Here is a 12,924-nt window from a genome sequence, read left to right on the forward strand (position 1 = left end):
GGCTGTCGGCCGTTCCACAGCTTTTCCTTGCGGGAGACCGACAAGATGCATGCGAAACCCCGGATAGCAGCTTTCAGAGAAATACCGGAGACAAACAAATAGAGGCGGAGAAAAACAACTTGTTTTTCTCCGCCTCTTTTATTTTAGGGGCTTATTGGGCAGCCCCTTCTTTCACCCGGCGATGATCTATGCCGATGTTTTTGTGTTTAGCTCGATCTTCTCTCCATCTTCACCAAGTAGGTTGGGACGGGCATTATCCAAAACCGTCTCCTTTGTGATGACGCATGTTTTGATATCCTCACGCGACGGCAAATCGTACATGACATCCAGCATGATGCTTTCAATAATCGAACGCAATCCGCGGGCACCCGTTTTCCGTTCGATGGCTTTTTTGGCAATCTCGCGCAAAGCCTCTTCTTCAAATTTCAACTCTACATCATCCAGTTCCAGCATTTTTTGATATTGCTTCACTAATGCATTTTTCGGCTTGGTCAAAATCTCAATGAGCGCCTCTTCATCCAATTGCTCCAAGCTGGCAATTACCGGAAGGCGTCCGATAAATTCTGGAATTAATCCGAATTTCAATAAATCTTCCGGAACGAGTCTTGAAAGAAGCGACTGACCTTCCACGTCTTCATTCTTCGCATCAGCCCCAAAACCGATAACTTTTTGGCCGAGACGGCGTTTAATAATGGATTCTACCCCGTCAAATGCCCCTCCGCAAATAAAGAGGATATTCGTCGTATCGATTTGGATAAATTCTTGATGCGGATGCTTGCGGCCGCCTTGAGGCGGAACGCTGGCAACGGTTCCTTCCAGGATTTTAAGCAGCGCCTGCTGCACCCCTTCGCCAGAAACATCTCGCGTGATGGAAGGGTTTTCCGACTTGCGGGCAACCTTATCAATTTCATCAATGTAGATAATTCCTTTTTCCGCTTTCTCGACATCGTAGTCCGCTGCCTGAATTAATTTAAGAAGAATGTTTTCCACATCTTCCCCTACATAGCCGGCTTCCGTTAAAGAAGTGGCATCCGCGATCGCAAACGGCACATTCAGAATGCGCGCCAAGGTTTGAGCAAGAAGAGTTTTCCCGCTTCCTGTAGGACCGATTAAACAAATATTACTTTTCGCTAATTCAACATCATCTACTTTGCTGTTGGAATTAATGCGTTTGTAATGATTGTAAACGGCAACAGCCAGTGATTTCTTTGCCCGTTCTTGACCGATTACATACTCATCTAAAATATTGCGGATCTCCATCGGCTTAGGAACGTCCTTGAATTCAACTTCTTCTTCTGTGCCCAGCTCTTCCTCGACAATTTCCGTGCACAGCTCGATGCACTCATCACATATATATACACCCGGACCGGCTACAAGCTTACGAACCTGATCCTGGGTTTTTCCGCAGAAAGAACATTTTAGCTGTCCTTTTTCATCGTTAAACTTGAACAATATCTGTCACCCCTTGTGAATAATTAGTCTAAACCAGACGCGAGCGCTGATTGGCTAAGCTCTGTCCGCTTATCCCCTTTAAAGAGTTATGTATTGCATTGTACCACATTTATACACGCACCTAAACTAAAAGGTCTTCTGTATATATAATATGCTACTTGCTAAACTATTACTAAAATTATTGATCGGTGAACTTCTCGCCATTTAAAACCCCTGCATTTTTTGGAGTGGAGGCTGCTTGGTTTATCGCTGTTTTCAATAGCCAGCGAAAACCGACCGTGCGATCTTCCCCGTTCCAAGAGTTCTTTTGGCTAAGCGGCATTCACCTCCCCTTTGGCGGCTGCCGCCGCGTCTTCACATTTAGATATGGAAGACTTCTTTCGGTGGGAAGTTAAGTAAGTATTCTATGTATGGTGTAGAAAACAAGGCACGAGAATTCGCGCCTTGTTGTTTTCCTTATTCCTGTTATGCAATAGTTTTGCTGTTGTCCACAAGAAACTCAATTGCTTTGCGGATTTTTAAATCGCCTTTCATACCGTCTAGGCTGCCTAAAGCTTTTTTGATATCCTCCACGGATAAGTTGAACTGCTCAGACATTTTCTCCAGCTCTTTTTCTACATCTTCTTCTGATGCTTGAAGATTTTCAGCTTGGGCGATCGCTTCAAGCGTTAAGCTTGTGCGCACGCGCGTTTCAGCATTTTCTTTCATTTGATCGCGCAGCTCTGTTTCGCTTTGGCCGGAGATTTGGTAGTAAAGATCAAGGTTCATGCCTTGCATAGAAAGGTTTTGTGTGAATTCTTGAAGCATGCGGTCGATTTCGCTTTCAACCATCACTTCAGGAATGTCCATCTCTGCATTCGCTACCGCTTTTTCAACGAGCGTATCGCGAAGCGCTTGTTCAGCTTCCGTTTTCTTTTGCTCCTGCAAGCGGTTTTTCACCTTTTCTTTCAGCTCCGCAAGAGTTTCCGCTCCCTCATCCGCTTCTTTCGCGAACTCGTCATTTAGCTCAGGAAGCTCTTGATATTTGATTTCATGAAGCTTCACTTTGAACACAGCAGGCTGTCCCGCAAGCTCCTGGGCATGGTATTCTTCAGGGAAAGTGACTTCTACGTCCTTTTCTTCGCCCGCCTTCATGCCGATTAGTTGATCTTCAAATCCAGGAATGAATGTGCCGGAACCAATGACTAAGGAGTAATTCTCTGCTTTTCCTCCTTCAAATGCTTCGCCGTTGACAAAGCCTTCGAAATCAAGTACTACCGTATCTCCCTCTTCAACTGCGCCTTCTTCCTTCACAACAAGCTCCGCGTGACGTTTTTGCAAGGAAGTCAATTCGTTTTCCACGTCTTCATCTGTTACATCCGTGCTTTGCTTTTCGACTTCAAGACCTTTGTAATCGCCGAGCTGCACTTCCGGCTTGACTGTAACCGTCGCTTTGAAAATCAGCTCTTTGCCTTTTTCCATTTGCTCAATATCAATTTCAGGACGGTCAACAGGCTCAATGCCGGTTTCTTCAATCGCTTTTCCATATGCTTCTGGAAGAATAACGTCCAAAGCATCTTGATAAAGTGATTCTACCCCGAAACGCTTCTCGAACATTCCGCGAGGCATTTTTCCTTTGCGGAATCCAGGAACGTTAATTTTCTTTACTACTTTTTTAAATGCAGCGTCCAAGCCTTTATCGACTGTTTCTGCATCTACTTCTACTGTAAGAACCCCTTGGTTCCCTTCTAATTTTTCCCATTTTGCAGACATAAAAAGTTCCCTCCAAAAATCTCTATAAATTGATCATGAACCTAAACATTCTATTTCGTTCGACCGCCCTATGTATAGCGTTTCCTATATAAAAAGGACACATTACGACCATTACATTATAACACAGGACAAATCTCTTTCAAGAAAAAGACTACATAATAGGCGAAGAAATTTCATCTAATTCTTTGATTAAAGCGAGGCTGCGGCGCACCTCTTGCGCGGCTTCCCGCTCCGCTCCCCCGCCTTCATAATAAGCGCGGACTAAGCGCAGAGTAGCTTCCGCCCAGCTTTCAGGAAAGCTGTCTTCCGGCTCGAACGGATACAACAGAAAGAAATGCCTCTTCACCATTTCTCTGGCCTGCTCCATAAGCACAGGGTTTTCCTGAGCAAGCTTTGCTTCCAGCAGACGGATCACTTCCTCGTAGAAAGAACCGTCGAAGACATCCTCAAGCATGGACGGAATCACTTTTTTATGAAAATAGAACTTCCTCACATCCAGCAGCTGGTCCACTCCATGCTCTTTCAGCACATTTAATGCCAGCGTTTGTAAAAACGGATGCGTTTGCGGATTTTCAAGCATCAGAAATAATTCCTTTTTATACGGATGGATATTGGCATTCGTCAGCTCCACCAATTTCAATGTTTGCTCTCTCAAGCTGTCTCCGCTCGTAAAAAGCGGCTTTGCCTCCGCATTCTCAGGAGCTTTCATCAGCTTCTTGCTCAGCTGAAACAGCCGTTCTAAATTTTCTCTTTTCTCTTCAGGAAGCTGTTTTTCTTCTATTAGCGCAGAAAGTGTAGACACGATCACATCATACCGCTTTTGCTCCATCAAAATCAGAATATAGAGGTCAAGCACATCATAGTATTCACCAAGCCCTTTATGAAGCATTTCCTTACAAAGCGCTAACGCTTCCTCATAGCGGGCACTCTCGTATAACGCCAACAGCAGGGCCATCTTCACCTCTTCTTCTTCCACAAGAGGATACTCAAGCGCCTCTGTCAAATAAAGAACAGCCTTTTCGTAATCCTTTTCTTCAAGTGAAGCTCTGCCTTTGCGAACCAGCCCTTCCGCTGTTCCGGGGAAAATAAAAACATTCCCCTTCTTCGTCCATTTCTTCTTTCTCATCCTTCGATCACCTGATCATTCCTCGTCATCGTTTTTGTAAGTGTAGCATGTTAATTCAGAAAAAAAAAGAAAAGACAAACAAACGATCGACCGAAAGGATCTTTGATTCTACCAAGCCACTCTTGAATAGATTCTAGCCTGAAAACCGCTGCCGTCTCTGCTAAGCTGAAACAGCTAAACTGGAGGGAGTAGAACCTTAGAAATCAATGTTTGCCTAGCGCCTTCTAAAAGCAAGAAAGTTCCCTCTATAAACGTACTAATATATTTTACAATTTTCACTGAAATGGACTTTACACTTTTATCTCCATTGGTCGCTACTTTATTGAAGGAACAGATAAGTTCGCCTTGCTGCAAAATCCACAATTCCTTTAATATCAAGGCTGTTCATCCTACCTGTTGAAGCTCCATGCCAAGCGGGCTGCGAAAAAATAAAATGTAAAACTCAACTAAGATTGCAAGGGCCACCGGACGATAAATATGAGCTTCTGGATAACGGACAGCCGCATTTTGCAATACACAATAGGAAAGATCATAGCATGGTGCGAACCCCAAGCACACATAAAAACCCCGGGAGATTCGCACTCTTTTTTACCCTTTTTAAAGCTAAAGCCTTGTCAATCTGACTCAGCCATTTTCAGCTAACACAAAATATAGTATGCTTAGTAGGAAAAAATACAATATCTCGCTGTCACTCTCTACATGAGAGTGTGGATTGAAATAGCAATTGATAATCAATACTATATATTTAAAATCGTCACTCTCTACATGAGAGTGTGGATTGAAATTCAGGGAACAGTCTATTGATTTCAGGATACTTGTCACTCTCTACATGAGAGTGTGGATTGAAATCGAAGCATTGAAGGAAAATGAAAAATTAAAAGAGGTCACTCTCTACATGAGAGTGTGGATTGAAATTTACCCAGATGCCTGTCATAATAGGACAGGGTCCCGTCACTCTCTACATGAGAGTGTGGATTGAAATAAAAGCAAATATACGGAATGTTAGGCGAGGAAAGTCACTCTCTACATGAGAGTGTGGATTGAAATAAGCCCGCCGTCTTGGTTGCCGCAGTCGCCGTGCGTCACTCTCTACATGAGAGTGTGGATTGAAATGCGTCTCGACAGAAGAACAGAGCGTGAAGGGGTACGTCACTCTCTACATGAGAGTGTGGATTGAAATTTGCTCGCAAAGTTGACGATCTCATCGAGGTTTTCGTCACTCTCTACATGAGAGTGTGGATTGAAATAAAAAGTTTCTGGGAAAGTCGGGTTTGCCAACAAAGTCACTCTCTACATGAGAGTGTGGATTGAAATCGTTGACGTTGACTTTGAAAGCCTGTTAAAAGAGTCACTCTCTACATGAGAGTGTGGATTGAAATATTAACTGCATGGCTTCTTTCCCTTGGGACGTTTCGTCACTCTCTACATGAGAGTGTGGATTGAAATTCCTTTTAGCCCGCCACCTTTGCGTGACTGCGTTGTCGTCACTCTCTACATGAGAGTGTGGATTGAAATCATAAGTTTTGATCATGTTTTGGATATGTAATGCTGTCACTCTCTATATGAGAGTGTGGATTGAAATTCTATAGGCTTTTAATTCTTGACGTATATCGCTTGTCACTCTCTATATGAGAGCGTGGATTGAAATCGCTTACATCGGCTGCAAAAGCTCGTTTAATCGGTCACTCTCTACATGAGAGTGTGGATTGAAATACCATCATGTCTTTGGCATCGTCTGCTAAATCTCGTCACTCTCTACTTGAGAGTGCGGATTGAAATATCAGATTGTATCTACGTCAATATCTTGGACACAAAAAATATGTAGGTAGGGTGAATCGAAGCCCTTATATCCTCCTTCGATTAGGCAGCTTCCTATCAACACAGATCTTCTAATTGTTGCGGTGTTAAATAGTTGATTGCCCCATGAATCCGTTTCCCGTTGTACCAAGATTCGCTGTATTGAAAAAGAGCGATTCGAGCTGCTTCAAAGTCTATATAGGTCGTCTGATAGACTTCTTCTTTCTTTAAAGTGGCATGAAAAGACTCAATGCAGGCAATATGTTGTTGTAGGGTATAAAGAAGATACTAAAGAACTTCATCAACCTATATTTATGAAGTTGGTAAAAAAATATTGATAAAGAGTTTACTATGATTGTAGGAACTTTAGACGGAGAAGAAGTTGTTGAGGCTATGATCAATACAGAAACTCAACAGGCTGAAAAAATTGAATTTAAAGTGATAGTACTATTGCTTTAATTCAAAAAAATACAGCAGCTGCTGGTTATTGGGATGATGTAAAAAGATGCATTAAAAACAACTGGAATACATTTCCTAAGCGAGCTGAATTTGCTTGTGAAGCTGCGTGCGGAGGTTGTCTATTTGCATCACCTTATGCGTGTGGAGCTTGTTTAGGTTGTTTAGGTGGTTATGCAATTGGCTGTTCAATCCCTAATAGGAGGTTGTAAAAAATTGTGGATAAACGTTTAACTTATAATTTGATTGTAATATTTTTATGTTTAATTCTCTTTTTCATGTATTATCCAAGTGAGGTTTCAAGATTTTTCTTGATCGTTGTGATGATAGGAATATTTTTTTCACTAGAAAAAGTGATTCCAGATAGTAATAAAAAATTAAAATACACAGTCATTTCGATTTTGTTCGTATTAGGGTTTTGTATAACGATTTTTAATTTTTTATAAAGGGGTACAGACATATCGCTATCAAGAGTTGTACATTATCTACAAAATCAAAATAAAAAAGAACCTAAGAGAACAGAATCATATGCACTGTTTATTATGAGTCAAATAGTATTCGGATTAGTTATGCTTTTCACCTTTAAAAGTATCTTTTATTAAAAGGACACAATTTATCTAGTCTCTTTTTTTTACAGTGGTACTTTGTCAAATTAAGTACAACAGTTCTTCCTGAAACGCCTCGTGTGCAGTTTTCCAACCAAGACATTTTCTTGGTCGATGATTGATAAGTTGAAGTGCTTGTTTCATTTCCTCTTCTGTTACTTGATCGAAGTTTGTTTTCTTTGGAAAAAATTTACGTAAGAGACCCTTTCCATTTTCATTACTACTACGTTGCCACGAAAAATAGGCATCCGCAAAGTAAACTTGAATATCCAGTTTGAATAGCGCCAGGAAAGATCACAGCATGGTGCGAACCCCAAGCACACATAAAAACCCCGGGAGATTCGCACTTTTTTTTGCCCTTTTTAAAGCTAAAGCCTTGTAAATCTGACTCAGCCATTTTCAGCTAACACAAAATATAGTATGCTTAGTAAGCAAGAATACTATATCTCGCTGTCACTCTCTACATGAGAGTGTGGATTGAAATCACGCCTTTTTCGCCGTATTGACGTACAAAATGAGTCACTCTCTACATGAGAGTGTGGATTGAAATTGCGAACTCCGCGTACCCTTGCGTCACGAAGTCGTTGTCACTCTCTACATGAGAGTGTGGATTGAAATTCGCAATGGAGCGCAATCTGCCCGGCTGCCCATGTCACTCTCTACATGAGAGTGTGGATTGAAATATCTATATAAAAATACATTTAACACATATTCAGGTCACTCTCTACATGAGAGTGTGGATTGAAATGCACACCGATAGTTAATAATTGTATGCAAATCGCGTCACTCTCTACATGAGAGTGTGGATTGAAATTCAACTTGCTCCGCAATCAGGGCAAGCTGGGCTTTGTCACTCTCTACATGAGAGTGTGGATTGAAATGATTTGACGGTTACGGAAACCTTGAAAGTCTACAGTCACTCTCTACATGAGAGTGTGGATTGAAATTTTAAAATTTTTTGTTGACTCCTCATCAATACCGTCACTCTCTACATGAGAGTGTGGATTGAAATGATTTGACGGTTACGGAAACCTTGAAAGTCTACGTCACTCTCTACATGAGAGTGTGGATTGAAATCAGAAAGAAAAAGGAAGAAGAGGCTAAACAAAAAGTCACTCTCTACATGAGAGTGTGGATTGAAATATGTATGATTTTCGTGGCCGCCGCTTCGATGTGTCACTCTCTACATGAGAGTGTGGATTGAAATATGTGCGGGCGGATCGCGGCAACGAATGGGTTGTGGTCACTCTCTACATGAGAGTGTGGATTGAAATAGCATTTAATCCGGCTACTTTTGCGCTGTCAAAGGTCACTCTCTACATGAGAGTGTGGATTGAAATGTCAATCCGCCGTTGATCTGTTGCTCAAACAACTTGTCACTCTCTACATGAGAGTGTGGATTGAAATCTCCAGAGTCTCTTGTGCTAGATGGCGATGAAGGTCACTCTCTACATGAGAGTGTGGATTGAAATAATTGATCGCCCCTGGCACGTCCAAAAGCATTTGCGTCACTCTCTACATGAGAGTGTGGATTGAAATTGGAAAGGCGTAAGGAAAAGGGGAAACGTTATTGGTCACTCTCTACATGAGAGTGTGGATTGAAATACTAGCTTGGGAGCGATCACACGAACACCCCCGTAGTCACTCTCTACATGAGAGTGTGGATTGAAATGTCGATGAATTTAATGTATGTTGCGTGATTCATGTCACTCTCTACATGAGAGTGTGGATTGAAATAAGAGTTCGCAGATCGGCTTGCAAAAGACAATGTGTCTCTCTACATGAGAATGCGGATCGAAACCTGGATAAAAACAACTAAAACCATTACTTAATTAGCAAACATTATTTGCTAAAAGTAATGGTTTTTATTTTTGGCTCTATACTAACTGTTGGAGTTACCACACAAATTGCCCATAAAAAAACACACGCAAACATCCAATTCTTTTATTCTGAAATTTTTGGAAAACAAGCAAAGCTTGGAGTGGCGGGCAAATGAATTTTACCATGAAAATCTCTGGCCCTGAAGATGTATTGTTTGAATGGCTGACATACCTCTTCTGTAAAAAACGCCGGTATGCCTGTCGGACTGGGAGTGATTTGCGGAGAACCATTCTTTGGTTCAACGCTATCAGCGCTTTTCTATTGAATGACTTCGTACAATAGAATGCTCAAGACGTTTAAGGAAGCAGCTGAGCAATTTGGCGCTTCCATATCGGCTGTCCTGCGAAGCTTTGATCAATGAAATAACAGAAGTTCAGAAATTACCCAGGGTGATAGCCATTGACGAATGCGATAGAAAATTGCAGGGATATTGTAGGGATAAAAAAAAGAGATGCCTCCACAGCGTTCTAATCTGTGTCAGCATCCCTTATCTGTCAAAACCCTTGTCATATCAAAGGTTAAACTGTTATGTAATGGCGTCCCAGGAGAGATTCGAACTCCCGACCGACGGCTTAGAAGGCCGTTGCTCTATCCAGCTGAGCTACTGGGACTTAATTAAGCGTTAGTTATCTTTAAGACATTTATTATAATAGCAATTAAAAAGTTATATGTCAATACTATTTTTAAGAAAGATAAATTTTTCTGCATGGGATGAAAATTCCGCCAGCCAATGTCTCAGGCTGGCGAAATTGATTCATTGAAACACTTGACGCAAATCAGCCAGTTCCTGATGCGTTTCATCATAAAATCGAACGGTTGTCCCGCTCTTATTCGCTTCCAGCAGCGCATAGGTTTTTTCGCGGCGGCCGCGCGGCAACGTGATGCTTCCGGGATTGACAAAAATCATGTCGCCGACCTGTTCTGCTCCGACTAGATGGGTATGTCCAAAAAACACAAAATCCGCTCCGTACTCCTGCGCCTTATACTTGAGATTCATTAAAGACATCTTGACCTGGTAGCGGTGACCATGCGTAACAAAAATGCGCTTGCCGCCGACCCCTTCGATCAGATCATACGGAAACTGATCTTCTGTGTCGCAATTTCCTCTAACGATCAAGTAGCCTTGAGTCTCTGGATCGGCCGCTGCCAACTCTGAGTCACCGCAATGAAACATGGCATCCACTGTTTCCTCATACCGCTCTTTCAATTCGGCAAGAATTTCACTCCAGCCATGGCTGTCGCTGACGATAAGCACCTTCATCTTTCTTCACTTCTCATCAAAAGAGGCAGGCGCTCCCGCAGCTCAGCCAGCGCTCTTCCGCGGTGGCTTATGCGGTTTTTCACTTCGGGCGCAAGCTCAGCCATCGTGCGTTTATAAGCCTCCACATAAAAAATCGGATCATACCCGAAGCCGTTTGTTCCCCGTCTTTCTGATGTGATTCTCCCCTCGCATGTTCCGGTCACCGTTTCTGTTTCTTTCCCGGGGATGGCGACAGCAAGTGCGCAGCAGAAGCGGGCTGTCCGTTTGTCATCAGATACACCTTGCAGCTCAGTGAGCACTTTATCAATATTAGCCTCATCATTCTTCGCTTCACCTGCATACCTAGCCGAATAAACGCCCGGCCGTCCATCGAGCGCATCAATCACTAAACCTGAATCGTCCGCTACAACGAGACGGCCCGTTTGCTTCGAAATGGCTTCCGCCTTTAAAACAGCGTTCTCTTCAAATGTGGATCCGGTCTCTTCCACATCCGCAAATTCCGGATAATCCAGCAAAGTCTGAACCCTTACTCCAAAGTCAGCGAACATCTCAGTGAATTCCTTTGCTTTTCCTTTGTTTTTTGTCGCAATAATAACTGTCTTCATAGCGTTTTCCCTTCTTTTGGTTTACTTGCCGATTTTTCCGGCAATCTCCCCAAGCGCTTCCGCCTGAATGTCAAACAGCTCGTTCAAACCAAGTTGGGCCGATTCCAGCAAAGCATGCAAATCCCTCATCGAAAACGTTGCTTCCTCTCCCGTTCCTTGAAGTTCAACAAATTCCCCGGCACCGGTCATGACAACATTCATGTCAACTTCCGCTTGGCTATCCTCTATATAGTTCAAGTCTAACACGACTCCATGCTCCTTGACGACTCCTACACTTGTTGCCGCCAGAAAGTCGGTCACCGGAAAGGCCGCTAATTGTTTATCGGTATGTAATTGGTCAAGCGCCTGTGCCATCGCCACAAAGGCTCCCGTAATGGAAGCGGTCCGCGTCCCGCCATCCGCTTGAATAACATCGCAGTCTATCCACACTGTGCGCTCACCTATCGCTTCTAGATTGACAACGGCGCGCAAAGCTCGTCCGATCAGCCGCTGAATTTCCATCGTCCGCCCCGATACTTTTCCTTTCGAAGACTCCCGAATGTTGCGCTGCGCCGTCGCCCGCGGCAGCATGGAATATTCCGCTGAGATCCAGCCCTTGCCGCTTCCTCTCATAAACGGCGGAACGCGATCCTCTATGCTCGCCGTACAGATGACTCGCGTATCACCGACTGTTATGAGTACGGAGCCTTCAGGATGCTTTAAAAAATCGGTTTCTATATGTACATTTCTCAATTGATTATTGTTTCTGCCATCAACTCTCATAGTGCGCCTCCTTTAATGAAACAGGCACCCTTGCTCTTCCGGCCGCAAACTGCAAACAAGGATGCTTCATCTCTCTAATTTACACTATATAATTATATAATAGTATAGCAAAATGATTTTTTTACAAACCGCTTGGATTAACAAATTCCGGGCGGGTCACTGAACTACTGAGGGGTTCCCCTTTTTCCGTCACGATCTTTGAACTGCCGCCGACTTGAATCGCCAGGCTCTCAATGTTTTTGCCCTCCGTTAAAGATAAGGCTAATAGCTTTAAAACGTGATCTGATACCATCTTATTTTCCAAGCTGCCGAGAATAGCCTCATTAAAGTTCAGCGTGACGCGGCCATTCTTCACGACCGGCCGTTCAACCAGCTCGGCCTCCGGTAAAAATTCCGTTACGAGCCCCGATCCCGCCTCCGGTCCTTCAGCCAGCTCCTTCACCACCGCTGACACATCATCCTTTTCACTGTTGCTGATTCTCTTCGTCACAGGAACATAATAATAGCCCTCCCCTTGCTGGGCCATATAATACACCGTTAACGGCCGAGTGTTCGTCATATCCGCTACGCTTGCGGATTCCAGATTAATTCCCGCTTGTCGGGTCAAGCCCTTTGCAGGAAGCGGCATTTTCCCTACCGGCATCGCCTTAAGCGGATGGCCATTGACTTGAATGCTGACTCTGTCGATCGAATCAAATTGAGTTAACGTCCAAGTGATCGCTTGGGCTATCCGCGCTTCATCTTCTTTTTGATATTCATTAAACTCCGGAGAAAAGTCTACAGTAGCGGTGCCGTTTTGAACATCCACGCTTTTCACTTGAGTTCCGGCAGGCAGCACAGCTCGAAATCCGTTCGGCAGCATGTTGGAAACCGGGCCTCCAGCCACTAAATGTTCAAGCGCCTGCTTGGCCATACTTTTCGTATTGGAAAGCGGCATCGTTTGTGAAACGACATAGCCATTTTTATCAATTAAGTACAGCTCAGTCATGACCGCATTCTTATTTTGTTCAGCGCTTTTTTGCTCCTCTGCCAAGCTGTCCGTATAAGTGACTGATTGCGGCGGATCAATCTTTTCCTTCTTCTCTTCGGGCAATAACCCGCAGCCTGCCACATAAACAGAAGACATTATGATCGCTGTCGCAGCCGCTGCTTTCTTCTTTCGCATACTGACCCCTCCTAAAGCTATTTGTACTAAATATACGAGCCGTTCATAAAGTTAGAACCTCC

Annotated in this window: 9 protein-coding genes, 1 tRNA gene, 2 pseudogenes and 2 CRISPR repeat arrays; of the genes and pseudogenes, 1 reads left to right on the plus strand and 11 read right to left on the minus strand. The window is 43.5% G+C overall.

What is annotated here, in order from left to right:
• Positions 1-186: 186 nt before the first annotated feature.
• The 6 genes and pseudogenes from clpX to CEF20_RS17085 all read right to left on the minus strand — a co-directional run.
• Complete coding sequence (gene clpX / locus CEF20_RS10465; RefSeq protein ID WP_100331757.1) at positions 187-1,452, minus strand: ATP-dependent protease ATP-binding subunit ClpX; 1,266 nt, start codon at positions 1,450-1,452, stop codon at positions 187-189.
• 178 nt (positions 1,453-1,630) lie between these two features.
• Complete coding sequence (locus tag CEF20_RS16630; protein WP_157796252.1) at positions 1,631-1,774, minus strand: hypothetical protein; 144 nt, start codon at positions 1,772-1,774, stop codon at positions 1,631-1,633.
• A gap of 143 nt (positions 1,775-1,917) precedes the next feature.
• Positions 1,918-3,204 (minus strand): trigger factor, encoded by a 1,287-nt coding sequence (gene tig, locus CEF20_RS10470; protein ID WP_100331758.1) that lies wholly within the window; start codon positions 3,202-3,204, stop codon positions 1,918-1,920.
• Between the two features lie 151 nt (positions 3,205-3,355).
• The gene (locus tag CEF20_RS10475; RefSeq protein ID WP_100331759.1) at positions 3,356-4,330 is read right to left on the minus strand and encodes a tetratricopeptide repeat protein; all 975 of its coding nucleotides are present in this window, start codon (positions 4,328-4,330) and stop codon (positions 3,356-3,358) included.
• Positions 4,331-5,017: 687 nt separating this feature from the next.
• A CRISPR array of direct repeats spans positions 5,018-6,109; the repeat unit is 32 nt; unit sequence GTCACTCTCTACATGAGAGTGTGGATTGAAAT.
• 96 nt (positions 6,110-6,205) lie between these two features.
• A pseudogene (locus CEF20_RS10485) lies at positions 6,206-6,385 on the minus strand (IS3 family transposase); the annotation flags it as partial.
• An 845-nt stretch (positions 6,386-7,230) separates the two neighbouring features.
• Positions 7,231-7,461 (minus strand): annotated as a pseudogene (locus CEF20_RS17085) (transposase); the annotation flags it as partial.
• A 179-nt stretch (positions 7,462-7,640) separates the two neighbouring features.
• Positions 7,641-8,989: a CRISPR direct-repeat array (repeat unit 32 nt; unit sequence GTCACTCTCTACATGAGAGTGTGGATTGAAAT).
• A gap of 45 nt (positions 8,990-9,034) precedes the next feature.
• Between CEF20_RS17085 and CEF20_RS17090 the strand changes: the two are divergent.
• Positions 9,035-9,184, plus strand: coding sequence for a hypothetical protein (locus CEF20_RS17090; RefSeq protein ID WP_232713434.1), 150 nt, complete (start codon positions 9,035-9,037; stop codon positions 9,182-9,184).
• Positions 9,185-9,603: 419 nt separating this feature from the next.
• Here the strand turns inward: CEF20_RS17090 and CEF20_RS10505 are convergent.
• From CEF20_RS10505 to CEF20_RS10525, 5 genes are all read right to left on the minus strand, one after another.
• Positions 9,604-9,680 (minus strand) — tRNA-Arg (locus CEF20_RS10505).
• Between the two features lie 143 nt (positions 9,681-9,823).
• Positions 9,824-10,330 carry a metallophosphoesterase gene (locus CEF20_RS10510; protein WP_100331762.1) on the minus strand — a complete coding sequence of 169 codons (507 nt, stop codon included), beginning with the start codon at positions 10,328-10,330 and terminating at the stop codon, positions 9,824-9,826.
• Positions 10,327-10,935: an XTP/dITP diphosphatase gene (locus tag CEF20_RS10515; RefSeq protein ID WP_100331763.1), complete on the minus strand. Its 609-nt coding sequence runs from the start codon at positions 10,933-10,935 to the stop codon at positions 10,327-10,329. The genes CEF20_RS10510 and CEF20_RS10515 overlap by 4 nt, the downstream gene beginning before the upstream one ends.
• Before the next feature lie 21 nt (positions 10,936-10,956).
• Positions 10,957-11,697 (minus strand): ribonuclease PH, encoded by a 741-nt coding sequence (gene rph, locus CEF20_RS10520; protein ID WP_100331764.1) that lies wholly within the window; start codon positions 11,695-11,697, stop codon positions 10,957-10,959.
• Positions 11,698-11,818: 121 nt separating this feature from the next.
• Positions 11,819-12,862: a GerMN domain-containing protein gene (locus CEF20_RS10525; RefSeq protein ID WP_100331765.1), complete on the minus strand. Its 1,044-nt coding sequence runs from the start codon at positions 12,860-12,862 to the stop codon at positions 11,819-11,821.
• Between the last annotated feature and the right edge of the window lie 62 nt (positions 12,863-12,924).

Origin of the sequence: Bacillus xiapuensis (assembly GCF_002797355.1) — a bacterium.
GTDB classification, from domain to species: domain Bacteria; phylum Bacillota; class Bacilli; order Bacillales; family Domibacillaceae; genus Bacillus_CE; species Bacillus_CE xiapuensis.